We start from the raw sequence: 25,816 nt of genomic DNA, 5'->3' as shown, positions 1-25,816 counted from the left end.
ATCACTCTCCCCAATTACAAAACTTTGATTTTGTCTATAATATTAAGCAATTTTCTGTTATCGTTTTCACAAGTTATATATACTTTTTCATATTTAGCTTCAAGATTTTGGTGACTCGCACAAGCACTGGTACATCCACATAAAATAACAACCACATCATAAATAATCCCGTGTTTTGCCGTTTCAATACTGTGCGCTTTGCCAATATATTTCTTTAATTTTGACACTACCCCTGGCCTATCATAAGTTGGATTACATCCTCCACAATATTTAATACCAATTTTCATTAATTCCCTCTATTACCCTTACTTAAAAATTTTCTAGCTTGTTCTAATAACTCTTCGCTTACTTCATTTTTAAGTATTACCTTTTTAATGCTAGGAATTGCTTCTTTAAGTGCAACTTCAACCACATCTTCAATGGTAAATTTTGCAGATAAACATCCCTTACATTGCCCCAAAAGCTTAACCTCAACTATTCCATCGTCGTAGCTAACAAGTTCAATATTTCCATAGTGATCTTTTAGCTTTGGTCTGACATTCATCTCAAGGATTTTTTCAATTTCAGCAAACATTACGTCACTCCATTCTTTTAAATATATGCGGGGTGGGTTACCCCTTATATATTTAAGGTTTTCATATTATGAAAAATGTATTTTATAAATAATTTATTCTTTTATTCTAGCTATCACTTTTGCTAAGGCCTTTTTATGGGCTAAATTGCTTTGCCTTGCTATCATTATTCTTTGAGCCTGTGGTGAACCTGCACCATGCATTGATTCTGTTCTGTAACCAACTGCCGCGGTTCCAAGTGCTAAGTTTTCTATTAATCTTAATATTCTCATTCTATTTTCAGTTGAAACAGATGCAACACCTTTTAAATATTTTTCAAGATAAGGTCCGGTTATTGGATCTTTAAAATCTTTATCTGCAGGCATAGTTACCATTAATCCTCCAGCGATATCTTCAGCAAGTCTTACTATTTCATATGGGAATCTTGTAACATTTTGCTTACATACATTAGCAAGTAACAAATCTATTATATAATTACCTGATTCAGTTTTATGACCTTCTGCAGAACATGCAATTCCACAAGCGTATAGTGTTTCATTTAGGTGAGTCATTTCTATTAATTTATCTTTAATATGTGATACTCTATTAGTTCCATTATAATCTGCTGCAAGTGCCGTAGCGCCAATAAGCACATCACCTACGCCAACTTTACATCCGCCATAACTTTGTCTATGGTATCCTGCAAATCTTTCAACAAGCATACCTGCAAATTCTGTTTCTCCATTTAAGAATATTCGTTCATTTGGTACGAATACATCATCAAAGATAGTTAAAGCTTCTACTCCACCATAATTATAATTTCCAACATCGATATCTGCGCCTTCTTCACTTTTTCTTGTATCGCAGGATTGACGTCCAAGAATCATAATAATGCCTTCTGTGTTTGTTGGCACTGAAAATGATACTGCATAGTCCTTATCCTCTGGTCTCATAGCAATAGTTGGCATAACTAAAACTTCGTGAGAATTACATATACCAGTTTGATGAGCCTTTGCCCCTCTGACTACAATACCATCAGGTCTTCTTTCAACTACCCTAAGATACATATCTGGATCTTCTTGTTTTGATATTGATAGACCTCTATCTCCTTTTGGATCTGTCATTGCTCCATCTACTATTAAATCATTTTCGTGAATATATTTTAAAAACTTTTTAAATCTTTCATGATACTCCGTTCCACAAGCTTTATCTATTTCATAAGTAGTACTATATTCAGAGTTAAATGCATCCATGCCAACACATCTTTGGAAGCATGAAGCGGTTTTTTGTCCACATAATCTTTGCATTTTAACTTTTTTAACTAGATCCTCTGTGCTTTGATGTATATTAGCAAATCTGTTAATTTTTTCACCTGTAATTATTGAAGTAGATGTCAATAAATCTTCATATTCAGGCATTTGTGCCAAATCATAAGTCATTTTAACTGAATTCATTGAAGGCCTAATTATAGGGTTATCTACTACATTTTCTACTTTTTCTCCAAACATATAAACTTTTAAATTCAATTCTCTAAGACTTTCTACGTATTGTTCGCCAGTCATTAATCCCATTAAAACCATTCCCCTCACATGTGTATTTTATGTAACTTTACATTTACATATGTAGCAATACCTGTGCCAAAGTTACAAATATGTGATATGTTTTCTTAAATACTATTATATTAATGTATTTTAATGAATTATTGTGATTGTTTTAACAGATATATTTATAAAAAAAATAATATATCTGTGAAAACAATCACAAATATATTATTTTTTATTAATATCTGTTGCATAAAGGCAACAGATATTAGAAACTCAACCGACAGAATTCTATAAACTCGTGCATACTATATGAGATTTAGAAGGTAATTACTTGTTTTTGCATTTTTGCAACACGTTTCATTTTTGCAACGCTTCTTTTCCAAAATATTTTTTACGCTTTCTAACAAAAGTAGATGCATCAATTCCAAGTATTTTTGCAGCACCCCTGACATTACCAGCATTATCAAACGCTTGGCTAATAAGTTTAGCTTCAACTTTTCCAACTGCCTCTTTTAAATTACATGCATCCCCGCATTCAATATTTCTCTCCATAACATTCGAAGAGGTTTTAATCGACAAATCACTTTGGAATATTTTATCACTACTACTCATCACTATAACCCTTTCTACAATATTTTTAAGTTCACGGACATTACCCGGCCAACTGTAATTATAAAGTGTATTCATCGCCTCAATCGTGAAAGTTTTCTCAAAGTTATATTTTTTATTTAATTGAGATAAGAAATGTTGGACTAAAGGAACAATATCCTCTTTCCTATCCCTTAGTGGTGGGATAGTAAGAGGGACCACATTTAAACGATAATATAAATCTGATCTAAATGATTTCTCTTTAGTCATATCTTCTAAGTTCCTATTAGTAGCTGCTAATACTCTTACATCAATTTTAATTGATTTAACCGACCCCACTCTTTCCACTTCGCCCTCTTGAAGTACATTAAGTAGCTTAACTTGTATATTCAAAGGAAGTTCTCCAATTTCATCCAAAAAAACTGTACCTCCATCTGCTACTTCAAAAAGTCCCATTTTGCCTTCCTTATTAGCCCCTGTGAACGCCCCTTTTACATATCCAAAGAGCTCAGATTCTATAAGATTTTGAGGGATTGCTCCACAATTAATTTTTATAAAATTTTTATTCTGTCTCGTACTATTTTTATGTAAAAACTTAGCGATTTCTTCCTTTCCAACTCCAGTTTCTCCTAATATTAAAACAGTAGTATCCACACTAGCTACTCTTTTAGCAACCTCCAATAAATCTATCATCGCTTTATCCTTAGCAACCATATCTGACAAATTTAAATATTGAATTCTCATAGTTTCTATCTCTGAATAATACTTTTCTGTAAGCTTCCTATTTTTAGTTAGCTGTTCTTCTAATTCGTATAATTCCGTTATATCTCGTACATTTGTAACCACCATGCTTATATTACCCTTATCATCAAATATAGGATTACTAGAAACCAATACTTTTTTACCAGTACTAAATTCCTGCTCAATGGTATTAGATTTTCTATTTTTTAATACCATAAGAGTAGCTGATTTAGATATGTATCCCTCTTTTTCAAGTTCATACATATTCCTATTAATCATACCTTTTCTTTGTATACCTGTTATGGTTTCATAAGATTTATTAATCTTTAACGTATTAGCTTTACCATCGGTTATGTAAATACCATCAAATGACGATTCAATAATTGCATCTAATTCTGTGCAATTAAGGATTGCATTGCCACATTCTTCCGTACAATTTAATCTTTGCTTTAGCTCACTTATTTTTTCTGATTGATTATCAAAACCTCGCTTTAACATATTATTCACACTAAAACAGCCAACAAATTTACCAACTGAATTTTCAACTCCCAAATAACTTTCCTTCGCATCAACATAATCCTGTATTTTATCATCCTCATTGATAATATTTTCTTTACCACGTGAAAGATATTTAATACATATATTAGGGCTTGTACCCTCAATAAAATTCTTAATTATGTCATTTTTCGTTATAACACCAACCAAAATTTCTTTTTCATCTAATATAGGTATAACTTCAACTTCATTATTACTAAATAACTGCGACGCCTCATAAAAAGTATTATTTTCTTTAAGTATGAAATCACATTTTATCATAACATCCCTTACTTTCATAAAAACACCTCTCAATCTATAAAAAATTAAGCTATTCATTATTTATAGATTACATAGCTTAATTTTATTATATCAGAAAAAGCATAATTTAATGTGACTATTCAACTACTGTTTTAAGTAAAACGTATATATGTTATGCCATTCTCTCAATTATAGATTATCTTAATACTAAAACCTCAGCTTTTCCCTTTATAACTATTTCGTCTTGTTCATTTAGACAAAATGTGTCAAGTAATAGTATTTTCTTTTTTTCATTTATTTTAGTTATAATAGCCTTCGCTTTGATTGTATCCCCAATTCTTACTGGTTTTAAAAACTCGAAGCTCTGCCTTAAATATATATTACCGCCTCCAGGTAATTTTGTTCCAAGCAAAGCTGAAATCATTCCTCCAACTAATTGTCCATGAACGATTCTACCCTTAAAAAATGATTTTTTAGCTTTTTCCTCATCCATATGCACATAATTATAATCTCCAGTAATTCTTGCATAAGATTCTACTTCAGCCTCTGTAAATCTCTTTATATACTCCTCGCTTTGACCTACATAAAAACTTTTAAAATCTGCCATTTTCTCCCCCCCCATTGCAAAATAGGATTTAAATCATTCCCTTTGTATTAAGGGAGCACCACCTAACTAATTCGCTTATTATTAAACTTCCATCCCATGGAGAATCATAGAAATTCATGTATCCAATTTTCACAACTCTATCTACTCCAAAAGTCGTCACTCTATCTGCAAACTCTAAAGTCTTATTACTATTCTTTGAGGCTATCCCAATGGTTTGTATGTTTTTAGTAATTAAAGGGCATACATCCAATATATCATCCACCTCTTTTATAAATATAGTTCGTCCTGTAATTGCTTCTTCAAGCTTTACTTCACTATCAATTAGTATTGTATATTGAAGTCCCTTACTCATATAAGTAAGCTTATTGATACTTAGTAGATATTCACCTCTTTTATTAATTATTTTAGCAGCTATAGCCTCCTCTAAATCTAAATTAGTATATCTTTTAGTAATCTTCTCAAATTTCCGACTTAATATTTTCGCTATTTCTTCTACAGTTAGTTTACTTTTCTCTAAAAACAATACCTGAGGTGAAGAACATGATTTTTGATTAAATGCAATTATATCTGTAACCAGATTTTCTAAGTATTCTTCAAAGTCATCACTTTCAATAGCTGATCTATCAAAAACTGCAAAAGAATACTTAGGCCCAAAAATTAAATCCTTACAAGTAGTTTTTTTAGGTAAAAGAGAAATAGCATCTACTGCTGTTTTATTACCCCAAACTATTCGTGCATCGGCTTTTAAAGACATTTGAGAATTAAGATACTTATCGCCACTATTAAAATAAACAAGGGCAATATTTTTCAATATAATCTTAGAAGAATAAGCTTCCCCGCCATACTCAACCTCAATATTGTCCAAAAGTTTTAATAGTTCATATACTGTACTGACACTTTCTTTAGATACTCTTAGGATATTACTATTTTTGCATATTATACTCTGAATCACTGAATAGATACCTAGGGTAGGTACATTCCCAGCCATCCAATGACACACTAAACCCTTTGGCTGTGCTTTGATGTATTTTTCATTCTCTACCTGCACAAAATTATTTAGATATTCAATATTTGATAAGTTAAGTTTTAACTGTTTTTCCATATTTATTTTCTTTAAATAAAAACATAAGAACGGAACCCCTTCCATTCTTAATATTTCTCTGTTTATTGCAATTCTCTTGCTATATTCATTTATAATAAGTATTATAACTTGCACTGGGAATTCATGAAGTTTATTGAAATTCTTATTTAAGCAAGTTTCTAATTCATGAAAGTCCTCAAATTTTAGTCCCTTTTCATAAAACTCTCCATTTAGCTCGTAACAATTTATCATTTACCTACCTCCCTTTCTGCAAATGTATCTCCACAGCCTCTAATTTCAGCCTTGTCTACTCGTGACTTAAATCTAAAATACTTGCCTCGTCTACCACAAGGGCAATCATCCACGCCTATAAATTTCCCAATATCCTCAGTAAGAATAGCCTGCGATGGATAGCTAGAGCCCAAAACACTCATAACCTCTATAAGCCCTTCTTCACCAAAATTCACTTCTTCTAAAGTCTGTATATCCCTTATAATAACCTCTGCAAAATTTGGTACATGCTTATGCCCACACTGGCAATCAATAAAAACTACTCCTAACTGTTCCACCATTCCATAAAAGTCTATAATATTATCTTTACTTGTGTTAAATATCTGCGCAGCAGTCTCTGAAAACACTTCCTTTTCCACCTTTTCAGAAATAAGTTTTTTCCAACCTCCGCTATGTAACAGCTTTAACTTTGGCATGTCTAATTTTATTCCTTCCTGCTTTAATACTTTTAAAAATTTCGACCACACTATATAAGTAAATCCATAAACTAAAACTTCCTCATCTTTATATTTTCTTTCAAAGTCGCGAAGCCTATCTATATTTAATTTAAGTTCCCCTTCTTCTTTATCCATAATATAAAACATCTTGCTCGCAAAAGTGCTTACCCCTCTAATAGCAGCACCACGTGCAGTCATTCCATTCCCTCTTTTATTACTGTCTGCGTTATCTATAATAAGCATCGGTCTTCGCATTCTTCCTAAAAAACTTGTTAACGTACTTATTAAAGCTTGCGTTTGTCTTATTGAAGTCTTTTTATCCAAATATATTTTACTAGGAACTCCTGTGGTGGTAGCACTAGATTGTAACACCCTAACTACTTGCTCCTCCTTACATATTCTGAGATGGAAAGATTTAAACATATTTACAGGGATATATGGTACCTGTTCTAACGTTTTAATTTTATTAATGTCTACATTTAATTTATTATACATAGCTTTTATACTTAAATTTTCCTTATTGTGTTCTAATTGAGGTAACATAATATTTAAAAGCAACTTTTCCTTTTTTTTCAGCTCTATATTAAACTGCGCTCCAAGCACTAGTTCATCTATTAATTCTAAATCCTCCACTTACTTCACCCTCTTACTATTTCTTTTACTTAAGCTCCTTGAGCTTTTTTATTAAAATTTTGCCAGAAGAATTTTTGGGAAGTTCTTTTAAAAATTCTATATACCTTGGAGTTTTATATGATGGTAACTGATTTTTACAAAAGTCTAATATATATTTAAAATCCATATAGTGGTTATCTTCTGTTAATACTACAAAGGCTTTTATTGATTCTCCTAAAATATCATCTTCCACTCCAATAACTGCACATTCCACTACCTCTGTAATTTGTAATATTATGGCTTCTATTTCCTTAGGGCTTATTCTAATCCCACCACTTTTAATAATATTTTTTTCTCTTGAAACTATATATATATACCCGTCATCATCAACTTTTGCTATATCCCCCGTGTATAAGTATCCTTTCTTTAGAACTTTATCCGTTTCTTCCTTATCATTAAAATATCCCTTCATTATGTTTCCACCCTTGGCAACAACCTCACCCGTTTCTCCAGATTTCACTCGCTTTCCTTCACTATTTAAAACCAAAAGCTCCGTTCCTTTAATTCCACGTCCTATGGAATTCATCTTTTCATTAATTAAATATGACGGTAAATATGATAACCTTGCCGTAGCCTCAGTCTGACCATACATTATAAAAATTTCTACTCCTTTTAGAATACCTATAAGCTGTTTAATAAAATTCTCTGAGAGCTTTCCCCCAGCTTGAGTTATGTACCTTAAGGTTGGAAGTTTAGTATTCTTTATATCAGTCATTCTAAGCAGTATTTGATAAGTGCTAGGGACCCCTGAAAAACCTGTGCAACTATACTTATTTATATCCTCAACAACTGTTTGCGGAAACATAAATTTATTGTTAATTACAAGGCTTCCCCCTACCCTAAAGTGTGTATGCAAAATTGAAGTCCCATAGCAATAATAAAAAGGAAGTACTGTTTCCACTCTATCTCGCTCTGTAAGTTTCAGGTATTCTATTATAGAATTTGTATTATACATCAGATTATAATGAGTAAGCATTACCCCTTTAGGATTTCCTGTGGAACCGGAAGTAAAAAGTATTACAGCCACATCTTCTTGTATATCTATATCCTCACTATAATTGTTTTCATGTGCATAAGTAAAATTACATTCAATGATATCTGTATAAATTTCAACGTCTTCACGAACCAATTGCTTTATTTTTTCAATAAATTTATTTTGAGTGAAAATCAGCTTAATATCTAGAGAGTCTACAATATACTTTATCTCATTGCTACTTAAAGCTGGGTTAATAGGAACACAAATAGCTCCACTTTTAATTATTCCAAAATAATTTTCAATGAAAAAATCAGAATTTTCTGAAACCAGAAGTACAGCATCCTTTTTAAAAAATTTCTTGCTTTTTATAAAAGAAGCTTTTTTTTTACATTTTTAAAAATTTCCTCATAACTTATTTTATCTTTAAAAATTACAGAAGTTTTATCCAGTTTTGATGAAAACTCAAAAACATAATCTGTAAATGTCATATCTGAACACCATATTTTTCAACTATCTTCTTAATATCACCTATGGTATACATTCTGGAGATATCCACTACATCTAAAGCTATATCAAAAACTTCCTCTAAACTTGTTATAAGTTCTACATGGCCTAAAGAATCCCAAGATTCTATTTCATCTGGTCCAAAATCATCATTTATGTCCTCTACTTTTTTGAAATCAAATAAATCACATAACACCTTGTTTAGTTTTTCCAAATTGCTCACAATAATTCCTCCTAAATATTAATAATTTATTTTATATACAGCAAGATATATGCCAACTTTTCCATCAAAAAAAGATTATACTTCCCCAAGTATAATCTTTTTTTCTTCTTCACTAAAGTGAAAATAATCATATAAATAATTTTCATCTTTACCCTTAAAATCTATAATAATTGGGATGCATAATTTCATTAAATTATTTGGGTAATACTCATAAGCATCTTCACCTAGTTTTTTTGCAAAGGTCTTAAAATAGAATTCATAGATTTTACTATTTAATAGATATAATAAAAAATCATAGGTAAACGGAACATTTTCTTTTAATATCAATGCATATACATCCGCACTAAAATAACTTCCCTTGTCAAGAGCAAATCTATTACTGCTTGCCTTAAATGGAAAAACTATTTTTTCGCCTTCAAATATGTTTTGATCTCTACCCCATTGAAGTTCATACCATTTTCTAATACCCCTTTGGCATTCTCTTCTTTTTAGTAGCTTTTCCTTCTGCAATTCAATATAGGCTATAGCATTATTATAATCATGCGTGTTATGGATTAAATCTGAATATATTATGTAACTATCTTGTCTTGAAACTTCATTTTTTTCTATGTAACTACTCTTAATCCAAGGTTTTATTATATTTTTTTCAATATTTCTCCTTAGAGCAATATCATTGGTTACTACAAACGCTTTGTCACACCCAGTTATTACTCCCTGATAACTATTACAAATATTACTTAAGTGAGTAAAACTTCTTTGCTCTATTTTATTTATTATATTTCTATCCTTTTTATCTATTAGAATCCAACCCTTGTCATTTAATTGACTTTTATTAAGAAGAAAACTATTAAATTCATTCCCACTTTTTAAAAATACACTGTTATAAAATTCTTTTTTATGTTTGTTTTTTACATTAGAAGGTTTTATAATTTCAATTTTACTATCATCATTTTGACAATTCGTTATACACATTATTACAGGATCTATCCCTACGTTTTTAAATGGTCTTCTCCCGTAAAAATCTATAATTTTGTCTATCGTGCATAGTTTTTTTAAAACCTTCCTTAAATCCTCTCCACTAGGTGATTCTAAAAAGTACCTCGAAGTAATAAAAGTCAGCTTTCCCTTCTCGTTTAAGTCTTCTAATGCTTTTTTGAAAAAACAATAGGATAGATCTCCTTTATCTCTATACACTTCTTTATATCGAATTTTTAAATAAGCTGCGTATTCATTATCTATAGATTTTTTACCCACATAGGGTGGATTTCCTATGAACACGTCATATTTATGTTCACTTTCATATAATAAAAAATCCTTGTTAACAACATTACTGGCTATGCTCCCCTGACTTAAATCATATAAATCTATAATCAGGATTTTCACAGCTATATCATCAATATCAAAGCCATACAAATTATGTGTTATTATATGTTCATCAATGCATTGAACATTTAAATTCAACCCATTTTTCTCATTTATTAGGTTTAAATTATCCTTATATAAATTTCTAAGAAATTTAAAACAGCAAATTAATATATTGCCAGTTCCACAAGATGGATCCACAATTTTTATGTACGGATTCTTTATTATCTGTTCTGCTTTTATGGTGTTTTCTATCATATAAGAAGTTATAGGTTCTGGAGTGTATACTGTGCCTTTTTCTTTATTATTTTTAATAAACTCATAATAAACTTCACCAAAACTTTTTTGCTGTGTTCCTTCTATTTCCCTTTTATAATTTTTTAAAGCAGTTATTTTGAACATATCATCTATTGGGCTTAAAATAACATTATGTAATTCACATATTTTCTGTTTTAACAAGTCAAGCATTTATTATCTCCATTCTATATAATTAAATTATTCTTTTGTTAATATCACGACTGACATAATAATCAATATACTTCCAATTACAATTCTAACTGATATAGGTTCTCTTAAAATTAGTATTCCTAGTATTAACCCAACTATAGGCTCAATAGTACTAAGAATTGAAGCATTAGAAGGCCCTACTATTCTAACCCCTTCTAAGAATGCCATTAAAGCCACCACTGTAGATATGAATGCTAATAATAAAATTGCCACAAGTGCATAAAAGGAAATATGCATGTTAAAATTACCAGTAGTGATTGCTGCTATAAACATAATAACAGCAGCTGAACACGAGATATAAAAAGTTAAAACATAACTGTTGATAGCTTTAATTTCTTTAAGAGATACTCCTAGCACATATATTGAATATAGCAGCGAAGCCATAGCTGCCAATATTATTCCTTTTAAATTAAAGCTAACACTTCCCTTATCAATTAAAACATAAATACCTATTAAGGAAATAATTAAAGAAATGATTTTTCTAGCTTTTATCTTTTCTTTATAAAACATATATGACAATAAAGTAATAATAGCAGGGTGTGTATATAAAATCATACTCGCCAATCCAATACTTATATAATTGTAGGACATAAATAAACTACAAGATGTAAGTGAATATCCAAACATACCTGTGGTTAATACTAAAAATAATTGTTTTTTAGTTAATTTTAAAGATATACCTTTATATTTCAAATAATATAATAGCATAATTGACGCAAAAAAAAACCTAAGCGCTAATGTGGTATATGTATTTGCCCCTCCCCTATATGACAATTTTGCGAGTATTGGCATAAACCCAAAAGCAATTGCAGATAAAACAATATATAAAATTCCTTTTGTTTTTTCCATGTTAATCCCCCTTGGTATATTAAATCGTCTTCGCGAAGCTGTGGTCTTAAGTAAATAACAATTTAATAGCTACTAAAATTGTACCATCTTTATGTTAATTTTTCATCATTTAAATAAATTTTTTACAAATAATCGATATATCTATAAACGAGCGAGTTAGCTAACAGATTGCTCATTTAAAATTAATGTCAACTACCCTAAGCCATTTTTAAAATCTTGAAGTATATTATTTTTAATATAGGCACTTTTCCAATAATCTTTACAGCTATTCATAGCTATTTTAAGAACCCAGTTTTAAATCTTCCTTTGATATAGTAAACAAATTTGCATACTTATTTTGTAATATATATTTTAAATAGATTATTTGGTGGGAAAACAAATAGTAAATAAGTTAAGTTATGGTTATACTATTAAAAAAGTGAGGTGTTAAAAATGGCTATAGCCCATAAAACAGTTATTTCATTTGGCCTTGTTGCTATACCAATATCCATGTATACCGCAACACAAGATAACGACATACATTTTAATCAACTTCATAAAGATGACAATTCAAGAATAAAATACAAAAAATCATGTAGTCATTGCGGCAAGGAAATTACAACTAAAGATATTACCAAAGGATATGAATATGACAAAGATCATTATGTAGTCATAACCGATGATGATTTAGAAAAAATCAAAACCGAAAAAGAAAAATCAATACAGATAATGCACTTTGCACAACTTAATCAAATCTCCCCTATTTTTTACGACAAAACATATCAAGCCATTCCTGAGGCTGGCGGTGATAAAGCTTTTGAACTTTTGCGTGTAGCGCTTATGAGCGAGCAAAAAATTGCAATTGGCAAAACTGTAATGGGTACAAGAGAGACCTTACTCGCTATAATCCCACGTGAGGATGGAATACTAATCTCGAAAATGTACTATGAAGATGAGATTAAAGACCTTCCCAAATCTTATAATAAACCCGAAATAATAGATGCTGAGATTACTATGGCAAAGGCATTAATTAATTCAATGGCCACTCCTTTTAATCCGGCAGAATATAAGGATGAGTACCAGGTAAAGTTACGCGAGTTACTGGAAACTAAAATATCTGGTCAAGAGATCGTTGCTTCCAAACCCGAGACACCAAGTAATATTATTAATCTTATGGACGCATTAAAAGCAAGCATCGAGCAAAATAAAGTAAAAGAAACTCCAACAAATAAAGAAAAACGTAAAAGAACTCCAAAAGGTGCATAATGGATTTGTTTGATAATAAAAACATTAAGCCTATGTTAATCGGTGAAATACAAGAGGCATTTGACAGCCCTAATTATATTTATGAGTTAAAACTTGATGGTGAACGATGTATCGCTTATTTAGATAAGGACATGACAGAACTACGTAACAAACGAAATATAAAGATGCTTGTAAAGGTACCAGAATTGTCGAATATACACAAGCAGATAAATCACCGTTGCATTTTAGATGGTGAGTTAATCGTTATTAAAGATGGCAAACCAGACTTTTATGAAATTCAAAGGCGATCTCTGATGTCAAATACCTTCAAAATACAACTTGCATCATCTAAATTACCAGCCAGTTTCACAGCCTTTGATATTCTCTACTATGATGATCAACAGGTTACAGATTTGCCATTGATGGAGCGGAAAAAGCTACTTGAAAAAGCTATTAATGAAAATGAGCGCATTGCTATTTCTAGATATATTGAGAAGCGAGGGGTTGAATTTTATAAGATTGCTAAACAAAATGAATTGGAGGGCATAGTAGCTAAGAGTAAGGATAGTAAATATTATCTAGACAAACGCACTAAGGATTGGATTAAAATTAAAAATCTTCTGGATGATGATTTTATAGTGTGTGGTTTCATTTTTAAGCAAAACGGTGTAATCAGCATTGTACTTGGTCAATATTCAAGCAAAGGGTTGGTATACAAAGGCCATGTCACCCTGGGAATATCGACCGGAGACTTTCAATTAATAAAATCCATGCCCGGAATAATCACACACCCTTTTACTGATTTGCCTTCTGGAAACGATAATGCAGTGTGGATACAACCTAGGCTTGTATGCACCGTAAAATATATGATGAAAACAGCAAACGGTTCCTTGCGTCAACCCGTATTCAAATGTTTGAGGAACGATAAAGAGCCTGAAGATTGTATCGTAGAATAATTATTATAAAATTATTTTTGTTTAAACTAGTTTCTATTACTAATAATAAACCTAGTCTCAATACTCATTAGAAAAGATTTCAAGTACTATTCAACATCAACAACTATTATTTTGAATCACTTCCGATAAGTATGCTGATAAATAGAAAATGTAGCCTAACAGAACTGTTAGGCTACATTTTACATTTAAATTTCAAATCATTTCAACTCCATTTGCATACTATCTGTAGACCACTCTTTCAAGGCTTCCTGGCTATTTTCCTCATTTTGCATCTAGACTGCTACTTTCAGAAGTCAGTTGGTGCTACTTAGCATCGGTCATGGATCTTTATAGCGGGAAAATAATAAGTCATGCTATGTCTAAATTCATTGATACTACATTAGCTCTACAGACTGTTAAAATGCTATACCGCTACAAAAGCCAACCAAGACGCTAATACTTCATAGCGATTTGGAATGCCAATTTACAAGCTGCGCTTTTAAAGCATATATAAATAGCACTAAAATTATTAAACTCTCAATTAGTGCCAATGGTTGCCCATATGATAATGCTTGCATTGAATCATTTCATGCCTCATTGAAAAAAGAAGAGGTTTACCATGTTAAATATTTTGATTATGACGCTGCAAGATTAGGAACATTTGAACATATAAAAGCTTGGTACAATATAAAAAGGATACATAGTAGTATTGGGTATATTACGCCTCAACAGTGTGAAGATTTGGCTAAAAAGGCTTCATAAAAAGTTCAACTTTTTATGTCTAAGATATTGACATATATCCACTGTCCCCTTGTCCCTTTTATTAATGAGTATACTATTATTAAATCAGCTTTTTCTAATTTATAAAAGTATATTCTTTAATTTGGTAAATAGGTATACAAAAGAGAAGTTCACCGTAGCGATTATAACTTAGACTTTTAATAGTCTAAAAAAGAACTGCTTCAGAATAATTAAAAACCTATTTTGAAGTAGCCCTTTATACTTTAGCTATTAAATTCATCTAGTGATGTTTAAACATTAAAATAAAATTTCTCACTTCTGAACACACACTTATTTTTATCATATCATTATTATTTGATGATCAAAGGGCGATTTCGATCTCGTTTATAATTCTGCATTAATTTCGAGTGTAATCTTCTTTTGCTGAGTAATAATTCTTCTTATACTTTTATCCGAAAGATAGTATTCCTGAGCTAAATCTAAAATTTCAGAACCTTTTATATATTTTAAATAAATTTCCGCATTTCTTTTTTTCAAAGTATCTCTTGAGCCGCTTTGTTCTCCCCATTTCTTTTGTTCTTCTCCTTTTCTAGGTATATATAAATATTCCCCATCCACATATTCTTGAATAACTTTTACTATATCAATCGGTAAAACCTTGTATGCATTACTATATTTCATATCTTTACTCCTCCAAAAAATTATTTTTGTTGAAGCAAAGACCAAAAAAACTGTTACAAAACTACGTTTGCAACAGTTTCCATTCTTATACAAAGGAAGGAATGAATGTATGAAATTATCTGTTAAATCACCTAATGCTGAATAATTGCGCACAACTAAAGCCCTCTAATATAAATCAAAAAGAGCTTAGCAAGACCATATAATTCAACATCAACTATTTTAACAAATAATCTCCAAGCAAAGCATAGCCGATTTAGTTCTTATGGCCTTCGCAAGGAGTTGATTTTAATCCTAATTCATTTTTGTAAATCATACTGTTCACACCTTCCATAAATACTAACTTCTAATTATATTAAGAAATAATATTTATAGTATACTATCTTTTCTTAAAGTTTTCAATTAAAACCATAAAATCTGGGGAGTAAAACTTCTATGCTCATAATCATTACAGAATTATTTATTAGATTGAATGTTTCTTTTAAACTATGTTATGATTTCATTGTGCCAATCCAATAGAAGTTATCATTTCTAATTTAAGACAAGGTTCAAAAGAAAATCATTGTGAATATGAAGTACATTTTAAATCAGGATGATTATTGTTACTTTCATTTGGAGTAATAATAGTCATCTTTTTGTTAGCGGACTTATGGTAAAATGAACCTGGAAGTAATGTTATATTTACTTCCATAATAAAAATAAATTTTTTAGAAAAGAGGTGCTAGATTTTATGAAAGCTTTTATTAAAAAACATGAGTATAATTATATAAGAAAGCGCTTATATGATTTAAATAATGCTTTCAGAGTTTGTCTAGATATTAATATTATTGAAGTTACTAAAGCATATAAACACCTTCAAATATTAAATATTTTCACGAATTTATCCGAGGAAGAAAAAGAACTACTTGATATTAGTAAAATAACCACCCCCTTACACATCGATAAATATTTAGCTGAATTGAATGAATATGTATATGGAATGCCAAACATTACAAATGCACAAATTAGTAGATTATTTAAAAAGGAAAAGAAATTCAAATTACCTAACTTAAATGCACAGGATTCAAAGAATGTATATTTAGGTTGGATTGATAACTCCATCAGAAAATTATTTGTAACTTATAATATGGATGGTAAACTTATAGGTATGGCATGTAGCATTTCAAGTAATGGTTCCAATAACGCTCATAGATGTGTGCTTTGCAATCACTCGGCTGGCGAAAATGAAGTAAACTTTGTTTCACCTATCTGCAAAACAACTAGGGAAGGTGCATATAGGTCAATAGGCTTTGATCTATGTTTAGATAGCAAGAAGTGTAACGAACGAATTGTAGCAATCGAAAAGCTTGAGAAAATTTTAAAGGATGTTAACAATATAAAGTGATAGCGGAGTTCGTCAACATAGTTGTCGTAATTTTTATTTTTAACCTTTTTATGAAGATACCTTCTCTATTCAAACAAGCTCTTCTTCCTTTATTGGATTTAATACCACATATTTTGGCAAATCCCAATTTCTGATTTTCCTACTCTACCTTTCAGGATGATTCCTCTTTGCCATTTCATACACTTTTTTTCTATTCTCTATGATATTTTTATCTAAACTATAGTGGTGGCGCTGGTATGGGGTCAAATATTTGATGCCACTATGCATATGAACATGGTTGTACCAGTAAACAAACCTAGTCACCCATTCTCTTGCGTCAGCAATGCTTACAAAACCAGCATTAGGGAATGAAGGTACATATTTCATTGTTTTGAATAATGATTCCGAGTAAGGGTTGTCATTGCATCCTCTAGGCCTTGAAAAGGAACCCTGAACCCCTAGTTTCTCTAATGCAGCAAGGAAAGTTGCAGCTTTCATAGGACTTCCATTATCAGAGTGAAGTATAAGAGGCTTACCTGATATTTTCTGAGAAAGAATGGCGCGTTTAACAAGGAGTTGGGCATACTCTGCATTCTCTGTTTCCCAAACTTCATAACCATCTGAAGCAATGTAAATTCCCTGATCAGCAAGCTTTTGAACTATTTGTGCAGGTACTAAATCAGCATACTCGTGGCTATTTATAACTTGTAGAATCTCAGCTCTTTCTTCATCACTAACCTTGTTTTTAGGGGGATTCCTATGTACTATGGGACGTTTATCTTCCGTGGATTCTGGCGTTAGCGACCATCATTCATAGGTCCTAGTCGATATTCCAACTTCGTTGCAGCATGGGCTCACCCGAGCACCAGCTTGCACCGCTTCATTAATCAGTTTTAAAGCTTTAATGCGATCTGAGGCACTGATTAGTGTTCCTCTTGGTCCCCCAAAATCGCATGGACGTTTTTTCTTAGTACTAAAAGTGCCGCTGTTTCGGCTAAAGCTTTTTCTTTGAATCTAAGTTCTTTTTCAATTTTTCTGACTTTATCTTTTTCTTCTTCTCATTAAACCTACAAACCGATTACTCAGAGTGCAGTTTCGAGCGGGGATACGTTTAGTAACTAACGCAGTTTCTCACGAAACACTACTATTTAGCGACTTCTTGTCGCACCGAACTTTATGAAAACTACGAATTAAAAACATTTTAAAATAGGGTTGCTTGAAAGCATAATATACCATTACTAAAACCCTTGGTAAGATTTCCTTCATGTTTTAAATAAATTGGATTATCACCATAAACAGGATAAATATATTTTACTTCTATTTTATTTGTTTGAGTTTTGTTACAAAGTTCTTTCAAAATAAACAAGCCTTGCACAACAGGATTTTCAGAAAGATGAATAGAATTAGTATCTCCTGTTAGATGACTAAAATCTGCGATTTCTTCTTTTGAGAAATTACGCCATAAAGTCTCCCCGTCTTGAATAGTTTCTGTTTGAACAGATTCTTTAACAGTTACATTCATCATTAAATATACTGTTAATGTCTCTGCAATTTCATTTTCAATATATCCACTACAGTTGGCTATACAAAGCCTTTTATTACTTTTTACAACTTCATTTCTATAAGTTTCTTCATTTAATTTTAGCTTAAAACGTTGATATTTTGCTTTAGCAATAAATGCACCGTCATAAAAAAAATCTTCTGTTGTAGAAAATGCTCTAAATAAATCTATCATTTTTATTCTCCTTATATCTTCATAATTATTAACTCCACACAAAATTACAACCTAAAGTATATATTTAATAATATAATTATTACCACATACTTTTTGTATTTATTTCTTGGCGTAATTTAAAAAAATTCGAATTAATTATTTTTTATATAAATATAATTTACCATTTTTAGGTCTTTTTATATTTTGTCCATTAGCACCCCTACTTTTAAGTTCCTTTTGTAATGTGTTCATAAAGAAACCATGACAAACAATTAATATATTGTTATTTGATTCATCCTTAATACTATCCAAAAACTCATTCACTCGTTTTTGAGTATCTTTTTTATTTTCTATTTGAGATTTGCACTGAAAAAGCCAGGCAAATCTTCCACTTATACACCAAAATATATAAGGTATTTTTATATTGGTATTAAATATCGGGGCCATAGGCACTTCTCTTAATAATTGAGTTTTTATTATTTCACCTTTGAAAATAGATTGTGAAGTTTTAATGGCTCTTGATAAATCACTTGAAAAACATTTGTCCCATTTTATGTTTCCTATTTTAAATTTATTTTCTATAACATTACTATTATCATACTGTTTTACCCATTGCTTAAAATCATTTGATGTCATAAACATCTTTGTATAACAATTAACTTTAAAATGTCTAACCAATCCTATATTCATTTCTCCTCCAATAATACGCAATTTTATACACTTGTTCATTTATCGTAGAATGTCACGGTAAACGTACTAGTCACCCAGTACGCCCCGTACAGATCCCGGCGTGCGGAACTACCGCACCGGGCTCTTCAAATATATTTGCTTCCGTAATCAAATCAATCAAAACAGGTTTCGATTCTCATTTGTGTTTCTGCTCTTCCCAATACTCTAGGTTTAATTAGTCGATACCAATTCATCTTTTTATTAAACCCTTCCCAGTTGAAACTCTTTCTTTGACTTCTACGATTCATCCATTTATACAATATTTTTAGGGATGGTCCATAGAACTCACTAAGTCCCTTACTATTTCCTATTACTCCGTAATAGTTGAAATATCCTCTGTATTTAGAATTTAACATTGCCACTATCTTTTTAATTCTCTTATAACGATTTTGTTTACACCATAAATAAACGCCTTTATTGATTTTCTTAGTTTGCTCCTACTAGTTATTCTTTTTATTGTATCTTTTCCTTTAAGAGAAACTCCCCATCGAAATTCAAATCCAAGAAATTCAAAGCTTTTCCTCTCATATTTCCTGAAGCGTAATTTGAAGTATTTCTTACTATAGAAGTCTAAAGTCCAATTTTCATAAAGCTCACTGTGAAAGGTAAATGTTTATACTTTCTTGTACCTGTATGTATAAATCCTAACCCACTGTACCAATTCCTTAATTTCGTACTTTCTTCAATTACTCCAATAGTCATTTTATTACTTCCCATTTCTCTGACTTTATCCATTGCAAAAATAATCATTTCTCTGCCATAACCTTTATGGCGATATTCTACCAATACAGCAAGATTATTCAGTTCAAAACTCCCACCATCATTCTTGCCAAGCGAAAAATAACCTACAATGATACCATTATCAAGACACGCAAACATTGGTCGACCTTCATCATACTGCTTATATAATTTTTCAACTTTCATAAAACTTGCATTCCCTGGACAATTCTCTTTTGTAAGATTAAATTCTTGTGCTACCGTTCCAAAACTTTTTCTGATTACTTGTACACATACTTTAATCTCATCTCTTTCTATCTGCCTTATCATTTTTATCACTTCCATACTCACATTTTATTAATAATCTTTACTTTGTATTAAACTACGAGTTCGACATATCGCCGGTCTTTTACGAAGAGAAATGTCTGTAAAACATGACTTTTCAGCCGACTCCAATATTCCCTACCCTCATCAATTAACATATACCTTAATTATACTACAAATTTTATCATAATCTCTTTATTTTACCTTTAATATTTCTTTTACTTCTATCTACGATTTAAACTAAAACCGCTCCATCTAAATTACTAGCCTAACAAAAAAGATAGCAAAACCTTATAACAAAGTTTTTACTATCTTTTTCTAATTATCATACCTCTATTTTCTTACGGGTAGCGAACAGCACTCCACATGCCTTGATACTTTAAAAAGAACATATTTTAGCTTTATTAGTTATACTCCCTTTACACACAGTGTGTTGTACGTTGAAGATAAATACACATCTTCAATTGTATTCTTATAGAAAAGATGCCTGTAAATGCAGTGTTGTAGCCGACTGGCTTGATAGTCCAGTTGCTAAATCGGGCTGTTTCGTTGACATAGGGAAATGGTAAGTATAGTATTGGAAGTGAAAAAATACTAGGAGGAATTTCTATGGAAGATAAAAAGTCATTTGGTGAATTTATTACGCAAAAAAGGAAAGAAGCAGGATTGACTCAGAAGAGTTTCGCGGAGAAAATATTTGTAACAGAATCTGCAGTTTCAAAATGGGAAAGGGGAATCTCTTATCCTGACATCACCCTTATAAGTGATATCTGTGAGGTGCTTAAGATTAACGAACATGAACTGTTGACCGCCAGTGAAGACCTTCAAGCAAGAGCTACAGAAAAATTAGCCACAAAATATATAAAAATAGTAAACAGATATAAATATACGTTATTTTTTGTGTATGGAATATCTTTATTAGTATGTTTTATATGTAATCTGGCTGTTCAACATATGTTGTCGTGGTTTTTTATTGTGCTGGCTGCAGAATTGATTGCATTTACGTTAACACTGCTGCCTGTTTTGGTGACTGAGTATCGTGGAGAGATCACGCTAGGAGTTTTATTTACTTCGCTTGTTCTTCTTTTGATGACTTGCTGCATTTATACGGATGGAGACTGGTTCTTTGTGACATTTATACCGTTGCTGTTTGGTATGACGGTTGTTTTTCTACCAATTATACTAAATCGCATATGGCTTCCGGAGTCCTTGGCAAATAAAAAAGTATTGCTGTGTTTTATGGTAGATACCGTGTTACTATTATTACTGATTTTTGTATGCGATATGTATACAGGCGGAGGATGGTTTTTAACGAAGGGTCTTCCGATTACGTTATTATGTCTGATTGTTCTGTGGAGTATGATGCTTATTATTAGATATTCTAGAATCAATGGGTTACTGAAGACTTCAGGATGTTTCGCTGTAATTTCTGTATTTGAATTTTTTATACAAGGTCTGATAAATATGGTATTGGGGCTTGAACCTTCTGTATTTGGATTTAAATACAATTTTCATGATTGGAGTGACGAATATATGAATGGGAATATACATATGATTATATTCATTTTGTTATTTGGAATGACTGCGTCGTTTGCAATAGCAGGAATTATGAAATCGGTAAATAAAAGTTCTAAAAATTTGAACACTAATTAATAACTTTAGCAATTTTAAAGGAGTATCTTAGATGAAAAATGAAAAAAAATTGATGAAAATTTATATACATATCGGAGTAATTATTATAGTATTGCCAATAATGGCACTTCTCTTTCCTACATGGACTCCGCATATAAAAGGTAAAAACAGTATAAGTGTATTAGAACAAGTAAAGATAAATGGAAGTAATCATGAAATTATGATACGCGGTAATGATAGGACTAATCCAGTTATTATTTTTGTACATGGAGGACCTGGATGTCCGGAAATACCATATGCTGATAAATACCAAAATTTATTGGAAACCAAATTTACAGTTGTTAATTACGACCAAAGAGCTAGTGGAAAATCATATCATCTTTCTGAGGACTATTCGAACCTTTCACCAGACTTATTGGTTAAGGACTTATTGGATATGACGGATTATATCTCAGCACGTCTTGGCAAAAAAAAGGTATACTGATTGGTCATTCTTTTGGTACATATATTGCAATGCAAGCTGCCTATAAAGCTCCTGAAAAATATGAAGCATATATTGGCATTGGACAGATGAGCGATACAACAGAAAGTGAGATCGACAGTTTGAATTACTGTATTAATCAAGCTCAAAATGCTGCCAATACAGATGATGTTTTGTATCTACAAGGATTAACTAAAGAAATCAAAAATGGCAATATATATACCCCACGATCTTATGTTATTAAATATGGTGGGGCTTCAAGACTTATTGATGCCCCCGATAATAATAGTATAGGTTTTTTATTCAGTAGTGAGTATAACTTGCTAGATGTTATCCGTTATGACTATGGGATATCCTTATCTCAAAAGATTTTGGTAAAGGATTTATTAAAAAATCCTTTACCAACTATAGTAACAAAACTTAAATTACCATGCTATTTCATCATGGGTAAATATGACTATATGACTTCAGCTAGTGCAGCAAAAAAATATTTTGATATGATTAAAACGGATAAAAAAGAATTTATTGTCTTTGAACAATCAGCTCATTATCCGCAATTTGAAGAGAATGAAAAATTTAATATGGATGTTCGATACATTTATTAAATAAATATAATGCAAACTTGAATTAATTCGCCGTCCTTACTTATTACAACTTATGTTGGTCTTTAACTTTTTTATTATTAGAGATACCTATTATTGACAATATATATTTGAAAGATAAGTACGTAGCTGAAATTATGTTAAATATTATATTGTTAGTTTTTGTTAGCCTACTGGTATTTAGAGGTAACAATGCAATGAAAAACGATTTAGTTAGTTGCATTAAAGAAATAAGTTATAAAAAGATAGCTCGATTATACCTATTGAATATAGGTCTTTACATTGGAGTAGGTCTTATTTTATTAGTAGGTACACATGTAACTGCTACAGGTCTGACTTTAAGCTATTTAATATTTGGTGTAACAACAGCGCCAATAATTGAGGAGTTGTTTTTTAGAGAGGTATTGTTAAATAAATTAACGTTTAAATACGGGTATCAGACTTGCAATCTTAATATCTGCGACAATATTTGCAATAGTACACTTTGATTTAAACTTTATAGGTAGGTTTTTTATGGGTGTGTTAAGTGCATTATTATATATAGAAACCAAGAATATTGTAAACTGTATTATTTTTCATATGTTACACAACTTTAGCGTTTTTATATTTGTTGTTCTATCTCAATATGTTTATATACCTATGTTCAATTCAGATGGTACGGCACAACCTTTAGTCGTAGTTGTAGTTTTTGCATCTATAATCATATCTATTGTAATGAATATTAATTATATAAAGGATAATTTACCAAAAAAAAAGAAGTGTATCATTATAGACGAACTTTAAGAACATTGAAAACCAACTGCATAAATGTAAAATTATTTTTTCTAAAGGCAAATATTATAAATACTTTACAGGATTATCTAAAATTTCTTGAATTTTATTAAAGTAATGTCCAACATGTACGCCATCTACCAGTGAGTGATGTACTTGAACAGATAGTGGTAACTTTATCTTTCCATTTTCCTCAAAGTATTTACCCCATGCTATTATTGGGACACTAGCAACAGGGTTCATTTGAATTGGGTGAGTTATACTAGTAAATGAAACCCATGGAATACTTGTAGTATTTATAAGGTCATCACGACCTGGTTCATTTCCAATACTTACATTATTTTTTGTTCTTTCTATTTCATTTGATGTGTTAATCTTAAATTCTTTAAATCCATCTATAAATTCAGCTGTACAAAAACTAAATATTTCATTTGAAGTTATTACTGTAAAAGACGGACTGACCATTTCATGTTCAATTACTTTATCTTCTCTTATCCTATAACGAAATTCCTTTATGCTATTTGCTGTTTTTGTAACAACATACAACATTGATATAAAAAACGGATTATCTTTTTCCTTAATAAATCTATAAAATTCAGTAATATCAACATTCCCACAAATGTTAAAATGAGGATAATAAAGTTGTTTAAAATAATTGTAATGATTTTTTCTTTCCCAATTTTCCATGTCTATAAACTTCACCTGTATACCACTCCCCCTAAAAATTTTCCTAACCTAAACTTAGTCTTATTATACAAGTTAGACATATCCGCCGTTATTCTTTAACGGAGGGATAGCTTTGTATAACCATGATCTTTCGGATGCTTCTTATATTACCTACCCTAATCAATTAAGTATTCATCTTGCCATTATAGACACAACCTGCCCAAATAATCTATCTCTTTAATAATTCTTACATTTGGTTATGAGGAACTATTTTTGTATTACGTTCTAACCTTTTTATTAAAATTACGCCTACTATACCGGGTATTATTTGAACTATACAAAGGCTAATGGCTAATGCGAAATATGGTATATGTAATAGATATGAAAGCCATATAGGTACTAATAAGCCTGGAATAAATACTATTGGAACAACAATCAGCCACTTATTTAAATTAAATCTTTTGATAAGATATATTAATGTTGTTGTTATGATCCCCACCATTGTTCCACCTATCATATCGAATACTCCTAATCCACCCATTAATGTATTGCTTAATAAATTTGCAGCTCCCATAGGAACTATTAAGAATGGATATATATACCCTAAAGCATATAAACTTGTTGCCATCCTTATTTGATAAGGTCCGAATGAAAACCCTTGTGTTAAATACATTATTACTATATACATCGCCATGACTAAGGCTGCTATAGTTAATTCCTTAGTTTTTATAATAAACACTCCTCGCTAAACTGTAACTTCAATTTTACCTTTTATTAAATATTATATTATTCAGCACCTTTCATACGCCACCAAATTCCCTCGTCTGTTTCCTTATATTTTTCCATTCCACATTTTTGCAAAACTCTGTGTGAAGCAATATTGTCTTTTTCTGTTTCTGCAATGATAATAGAAACATCATGTTGACTAATAGCCCACTCACAAATAGCTTGTGCTGCCTCAGTCATATACCCATTATTTTGATAAGTACTATTGATACCATATCCTATTTCAACCTCACCATTTTCATCTGGACATTTCATAAAACAAGCACTACCAATAGCCTTATTTTCTGATTTTAAAATAATCTGCCAATTTGTATACCAAAAATACCTATCTCTATTTTTTACAGCTTCTTGATATAATCCCTCCATTGCTTCTTGCGTATGTCCATCTAAACATTCATTTGAAGCACTTAACTTTAACTCCTTCTCCATTTTATCAATTCCATCAAGCAATAATTTAAACTGATTAAGTGTCAAAGGTATAATTTTTAAACGTTCTGTACTTAACTCCATTTAATTTTCTCCTTTTCTTTCTATATGAATAAAATATTCTATTAATAAATATATTAGCTTCGTTATAAATAAACATTGTGATGCAGTTAAAAAAATTGCGTATTTATTATTCTGCGAACTGCTTTTGCTCTTCAATGTGAATTTCTATTTCATCATTGTTTAATTTACAATTGTTTGGCGAAAAGCCCACTCCTTTAGGTATGGGAATTTCAGAT

At 30.8% G+C, this 25,816-nt stretch carries 30 protein-coding genes; 9 read left to right on the top strand and 21 right to left on the bottom strand.

What is annotated here, in order from left to right; all coding sequences use genetic code 11:
* Positions 1 to 14 precede the first annotated feature (14 nt).
* The 12 genes from KTC92_RS02365 to KTC92_RS02305 all read right to left on the bottom strand — a co-directional run bounded on the left by KTC92_RS02365 (position 15) and on the right by KTC92_RS02305 (position 11,728).
* Complete coding sequence (locus KTC92_RS02365) at positions 15 to 287, bottom strand: hypothetical protein (RefSeq protein ID WP_216303701.1); 273 nt, start codon at positions 285 to 287, stop codon at positions 15 to 17.
* Entirely contained in the window at positions 287 to 574 is a 288-nt protein-coding gene (locus KTC92_RS02360) for a NifU family protein (RefSeq protein ID WP_220285845.1), read from the bottom strand. Before KTC92_RS02360 ends, KTC92_RS02365 begins: the two co-directional genes overlap by 1 nt.
* 93 nt (positions 575 to 667) lie before the next feature.
* Positions 668 to 2,122: a 4-hydroxyphenylacetate 3-hydroxylase family protein gene (locus tag KTC92_RS02355; protein WP_216303703.1), complete on the bottom strand. Its 1,455-nt coding sequence runs from the start codon at positions 2,120 to 2,122 to the stop codon at positions 668 to 670.
* A 330-nt stretch (positions 2,123 to 2,452) separates the two neighbouring features.
* Positions 2,453 to 4,258: a sigma 54-interacting transcriptional regulator gene (locus KTC92_RS02350; protein ID WP_216303704.1), complete on the bottom strand. Its 1,806-nt coding sequence runs from the start codon at positions 4,256 to 4,258 to the stop codon at positions 2,453 to 2,455.
* A gap of 157 nt (positions 4,259 to 4,415) precedes the next feature.
* Positions 4,416 to 4,826, bottom strand: a complete 411-nt coding sequence (locus KTC92_RS02340) for a MaoC family dehydratase (protein WP_220285846.1) — start codon at positions 4,824 to 4,826, stop codon at positions 4,416 to 4,418.
* 28 nt (positions 4,827 to 4,854) lie between these two features.
* Entirely contained in the window at positions 4,855 to 6,159 is a 1,305-nt protein-coding gene (locus KTC92_RS02335; RefSeq protein WP_220285847.1) for an acyl-CoA reductase, read from the bottom strand.
* Entirely contained in the window at positions 6,156 to 7,268 is a 1,113-nt protein-coding gene (locus KTC92_RS02330) for an acyl-protein synthetase (RefSeq protein WP_216303706.1), read from the bottom strand. Before KTC92_RS02330 ends, KTC92_RS02335 begins: the two co-directional genes overlap by 4 nt.
* A 25-nt stretch (positions 7,269 to 7,293) precedes the next feature.
* Positions 7,294 to 8,613 carry an AMP-binding protein gene (locus tag KTC92_RS02325; protein WP_253198231.1) on the bottom strand — a complete coding sequence of 440 codons (1,320 nt, stop codon included), beginning with the start codon at positions 8,611 to 8,613 and terminating at the stop codon, positions 7,294 to 7,296.
* Between the two features lie 35 nt (positions 8,614 to 8,648).
* Positions 8,649 to 8,771: a hypothetical protein gene (locus KTC92_RS02320; RefSeq protein WP_258280665.1), complete on the bottom strand. Its 123-nt coding sequence runs from the start codon at positions 8,769 to 8,771 to the stop codon at positions 8,649 to 8,651.
* Positions 8,768 to 9,010 (bottom strand): acyl carrier protein, encoded by a 243-nt coding sequence (locus KTC92_RS02315; protein WP_220285848.1) that lies wholly within the window; start codon positions 9,008 to 9,010, stop codon positions 8,768 to 8,770. The genes KTC92_RS02320 and KTC92_RS02315 overlap by 4 nt, the downstream gene beginning before the upstream one ends.
* A 75-nt stretch (positions 9,011 to 9,085) precedes the next feature.
* Positions 9,086 to 10,840, bottom strand: a complete 1,755-nt coding sequence (locus KTC92_RS02310; RefSeq protein WP_220285849.1) for an Eco57I restriction-modification methylase domain-containing protein — start codon at positions 10,838 to 10,840, stop codon at positions 9,086 to 9,088.
* 27 nt (positions 10,841 to 10,867) lie between these two features.
* Complete coding sequence (locus KTC92_RS02305; RefSeq protein ID WP_165413377.1) at positions 10,868 to 11,728, bottom strand: DMT family transporter; 861 nt, start codon at positions 11,726 to 11,728, stop codon at positions 10,868 to 10,870.
* 432 nt (positions 11,729 to 12,160) lie between these two features.
* Here KTC92_RS02305 and KTC92_RS02300 point away from each other — a divergent pair, with 432 nt between their 5' ends.
* The 3 genes from KTC92_RS02300 (at position 12,161) to KTC92_RS02290 (ending at position 14,649) form a co-directional block, all read left to right on the top strand.
* The gene (locus tag KTC92_RS02300; RefSeq protein WP_216303710.1) at positions 12,161 to 12,973 is read left to right on the top strand and encodes a Ku protein; all 813 of its coding nucleotides are present in this window, start codon (positions 12,161 to 12,163) and stop codon (positions 12,971 to 12,973) included.
* On the top strand, positions 12,973 to 13,908 hold the full coding sequence (locus tag KTC92_RS02295) for an RNA ligase family protein (RefSeq protein WP_216303711.1): 936 nt from the start codon (positions 12,973 to 12,975) through the stop codon (positions 13,906 to 13,908). Before KTC92_RS02300 ends, KTC92_RS02295 begins: the two co-directional genes overlap by 1 nt.
* A gap of 450 nt (positions 13,909 to 14,358) precedes the next feature.
* Entirely contained in the window at positions 14,359 to 14,649 is a 291-nt protein-coding gene (locus KTC92_RS02290) for an integrase core domain-containing protein (RefSeq protein ID WP_220285850.1), read from the top strand.
* Positions 14,650 to 15,012: 363 nt separating this feature from the next.
* On the opposite strand, the gene KTC92_RS02285 is transcribed toward KTC92_RS02290, so the two are convergent.
* Positions 15,013 to 15,309, bottom strand: a complete 297-nt coding sequence (locus tag KTC92_RS02285; RefSeq protein WP_220285851.1) for a CD3324 family protein — start codon at positions 15,307 to 15,309, stop codon at positions 15,013 to 15,015.
* Positions 15,310 to 16,036: 727 nt separating this feature from the next.
* On the opposite strand from KTC92_RS02285, the gene KTC92_RS02280 reads away from it, so the two are divergent.
* Complete coding sequence (locus tag KTC92_RS02280) at positions 16,037 to 16,690, top strand: FusB/FusC family EF-G-binding protein (protein ID WP_220285852.1); 654 nt, start codon at positions 16,037 to 16,039, stop codon at positions 16,688 to 16,690.
* Between the two features lie 144 nt (positions 16,691 to 16,834).
* Here KTC92_RS02280 and KTC92_RS02275 read toward each other — a convergent pair whose 3' ends face one another.
* From KTC92_RS02275 to KTC92_RS02255, 5 genes are all read right to left on the bottom strand, one after another.
* Positions 16,835 to 17,167 (bottom strand): integrase core domain-containing protein, encoded by a 333-nt coding sequence (locus KTC92_RS02275; RefSeq protein WP_220285853.1) that lies wholly within the window; start codon positions 17,165 to 17,167, stop codon positions 16,835 to 16,837.
* A 703-nt stretch (positions 17,168 to 17,870) separates the two neighbouring features.
* Positions 17,871 to 18,404, bottom strand: coding sequence for a MaoC family dehydratase (locus KTC92_RS02270; RefSeq protein WP_220285854.1), 534 nt, complete (start codon positions 18,402 to 18,404; stop codon positions 17,871 to 17,873).
* 135 nt (positions 18,405 to 18,539) lie between these two features.
* Positions 18,540 to 19,073: a phosphoglycerate mutase family protein gene (locus tag KTC92_RS02265; protein WP_220285855.1), complete on the bottom strand. Its 534-nt coding sequence runs from the start codon at positions 19,071 to 19,073 to the stop codon at positions 18,540 to 18,542.
* 152 nt (positions 19,074 to 19,225) lie between these two features.
* The gene (locus KTC92_RS02260) at positions 19,226 to 19,468 is read right to left on the bottom strand and encodes a hypothetical protein (protein WP_375294749.1); all 243 of its coding nucleotides are present in this window, start codon (positions 19,466 to 19,468) and stop codon (positions 19,226 to 19,228) included.
* A gap of 214 nt (positions 19,469 to 19,682) precedes the next feature.
* Positions 19,683 to 20,174, bottom strand: coding sequence for a GNAT family N-acetyltransferase (locus KTC92_RS02255; protein WP_258280664.1), 492 nt, complete (start codon positions 20,172 to 20,174; stop codon positions 19,683 to 19,685).
* A gap of 588 nt (positions 20,175 to 20,762) precedes the next feature.
* Between KTC92_RS02255 and KTC92_RS02250 the strand changes: the two genes are divergently transcribed.
* From KTC92_RS02250 to KTC92_RS02230, 5 genes are all read left to right on the top strand, one after another.
* On the top strand, positions 20,763 to 21,806 hold the full coding sequence (locus KTC92_RS02250; protein ID WP_220285857.1) for a helix-turn-helix domain-containing protein: 1,044 nt from the start codon (positions 20,763 to 20,765) through the stop codon (positions 21,804 to 21,806).
* Positions 21,807 to 21,837: 31 nt separating this feature from the next.
* Positions 21,838 to 22,269: an alpha/beta fold hydrolase gene (locus tag KTC92_RS02245; protein ID WP_258280663.1), complete on the top strand. Its 432-nt coding sequence runs from the start codon at positions 21,838 to 21,840 to the stop codon at positions 22,267 to 22,269.
* Between the two features lie 29 nt (positions 22,270 to 22,298).
* Positions 22,299 to 22,871: a hypothetical protein gene (locus KTC92_RS02240; RefSeq protein ID WP_258280662.1), complete on the top strand. Its 573-nt coding sequence runs from the start codon at positions 22,299 to 22,301 to the stop codon at positions 22,869 to 22,871.
* Between the two features lie 194 nt (positions 22,872 to 23,065).
* Positions 23,066 to 23,356 (top strand): hypothetical protein, encoded by a 291-nt coding sequence (locus KTC92_RS02235; protein ID WP_258280661.1) that lies wholly within the window; start codon positions 23,066 to 23,068, stop codon positions 23,354 to 23,356.
* A complete protein-coding gene (locus tag KTC92_RS02230) occupies positions 23,304 to 23,651 on the top strand; it encodes a CPBP family intramembrane glutamic endopeptidase (RefSeq protein WP_220286017.1) in 348 nt (115 codons plus the stop codon). Before KTC92_RS02235 ends, KTC92_RS02230 begins: the two co-directional genes overlap by 53 nt.
* 54 nt (positions 23,652 to 23,705) lie before the next feature.
* Here the strand turns inward: KTC92_RS02230 and KTC92_RS02225 are convergent, their stop codons facing one another.
* From KTC92_RS02225 to KTC92_RS02215, 3 genes are all read right to left on the bottom strand, one after another.
* Complete coding sequence (locus KTC92_RS02225) at positions 23,706 to 24,341, bottom strand: chloramphenicol acetyltransferase (RefSeq protein WP_220285859.1); 636 nt, start codon at positions 24,339 to 24,341, stop codon at positions 23,706 to 23,708.
* 211 nt (positions 24,342 to 24,552) lie between these two features.
* Positions 24,553 to 25,044, bottom strand: a complete 492-nt coding sequence (locus KTC92_RS02220) for a QueT transporter family protein (RefSeq protein WP_258280660.1) — start codon at positions 25,042 to 25,044, stop codon at positions 24,553 to 24,555.
* 47 nt (positions 25,045 to 25,091) lie between these two features.
* On the bottom strand, positions 25,092 to 25,601 hold the full coding sequence (locus KTC92_RS02215; protein ID WP_220285860.1) for a GNAT family N-acetyltransferase: 510 nt from the start codon (positions 25,599 to 25,601) through the stop codon (positions 25,092 to 25,094).
* Positions 25,602 to 25,816: the final 215 nt, after the last annotated feature.

Origin of the sequence: Clostridium sp. CM027 (genome assembly GCF_024730565.1) — a bacterium.
GTDB lineage: Bacteria > Bacillota > Clostridia > Clostridiales > Clostridiaceae > Clostridium_AD > Clostridium_AD estertheticum_B.
The sequence above is the reverse complement of the archived record's forward strand: the minus strand, read 5'-3'. Positions and strand labels throughout refer to the sequence as shown.

Bases quoted from the DNA above. Each gene is read 5' to 3' on its own strand.
- KTC92_RS02365 (WP_216303701.1), bottom strand. From the start codon at position 287: ATGAAAATTGGTATTAAATATTGTGGAGGATGTAATCCAACTTATGAT.
- KTC92_RS02360 (WP_220285845.1), bottom strand. From the start codon at position 574: ATGTTTGCTGAAATTGAAAAAATCCTTGAGATGAATGTCAGACCAAAG.
- KTC92_RS02355 (WP_216303703.1), bottom strand. From the start codon at position 2,122: ATGGGATTAATGACTGGCGAACAATACGTAGAAAGTCTTAGAGAATTG.
- KTC92_RS02350 (WP_216303704.1), bottom strand. From the start codon at position 4,258: ATGAAAGTAAGGGATGTTATGATAAAATGTGATTTCATACTTAAAGAA.
- KTC92_RS02340 (WP_220285846.1), bottom strand. From the start codon at position 4,826: ATGGCAGATTTTAAAAGTTTTTATGTAGGTCAAAGCGAGGAGTATATA.
- KTC92_RS02335 (WP_220285847.1), bottom strand. From the start codon at position 6,159: ATGATAAATTGTTACGAGCTAAATGGAGAGTTTTATGAAAAGGGACTA.
- KTC92_RS02320 (WP_258280665.1), bottom strand. From the start codon at position 8,771: ATGACATTTACAGATTATGTTTTTGAGTTTTCATCAAAACTGGATAAA.
- KTC92_RS02310 (WP_220285849.1), bottom strand. From the start codon at position 10,840: ATGCTTGACTTGTTAAAACAGAAAATATGTGAATTACATAATGTTATT.
- KTC92_RS02305 (WP_165413377.1), bottom strand. From the start codon at position 11,728: ATGGAAAAAACAAAAGGAATTTTATATATTGTTTTATCTGCAATTGCT.
- KTC92_RS02300 (WP_216303710.1), top strand. From the start codon at position 12,161: ATGGCTATAGCCCATAAAACAGTTATTTCATTTGGCCTTGTTGCTATA.
- KTC92_RS02295 (WP_216303711.1), top strand. From the start codon at position 12,973: ATGGATTTGTTTGATAATAAAAACATTAAGCCTATGTTAATCGGTGAA.
- KTC92_RS02285 (WP_220285851.1), bottom strand. From the start codon at position 15,309: ATGAAATATAGTAATGCATACAAGGTTTTACCGATTGATATAGTAAAA.
- KTC92_RS02280 (WP_220285852.1), top strand. From the start codon at position 16,037: ATGAAAGCTTTTATTAAAAAACATGAGTATAATTATATAAGAAAGCGC.
- KTC92_RS02275 (WP_220285853.1), bottom strand. From the start codon at position 17,167: ATGAAAGCTGCAACTTTCCTTGCTGCATTAGAGAAACTAGGGGTTCAG.
- KTC92_RS02270 (WP_220285854.1), bottom strand. From the start codon at position 18,404: ATGATAGATTTATTTAGAGCATTTTCTACAACAGAAGATTTTTTTTAT.
- KTC92_RS02265 (WP_220285855.1), bottom strand. From the start codon at position 19,073: ATGAATATAGGATTGGTTAGACATTTTAAAGTTAATTGTTATACAAAG.
- KTC92_RS02260 (WP_375294749.1), bottom strand. From the start codon at position 19,468: ATGTTAAATTCTAAATACAGAGGATATTTCAACTATTACGGAGTAATA.
- KTC92_RS02255 (WP_258280664.1), bottom strand. From the start codon at position 20,174: ATGGAAGTGATAAAAATGATAAGGCAGATAGAAAGAGATGAGATTAAA.
- KTC92_RS02250 (WP_220285857.1), top strand. From the start codon at position 20,763: ATGGAAGATAAAAAGTCATTTGGTGAATTTATTACGCAAAAAAGGAAA.
- KTC92_RS02245 (WP_258280663.1), top strand. From the start codon at position 21,838: ATGAAAAATGAAAAAAAATTGATGAAAATTTATATACATATCGGAGTA.
- KTC92_RS02240 (WP_258280662.1), top strand. From the start codon at position 22,299: ATGCAAGCTGCCTATAAAGCTCCTGAAAAATATGAAGCATATATTGGC.
- KTC92_RS02235 (WP_258280661.1), top strand. From the start codon at position 23,066: ATGAAAAACGATTTAGTTAGTTGCATTAAAGAAATAAGTTATAAAAAG.
- KTC92_RS02215 (WP_220285860.1), bottom strand. From the start codon at position 25,601: ATGGAGTTAAGTACAGAACGTTTAAAAATTATACCTTTGACACTTAAT.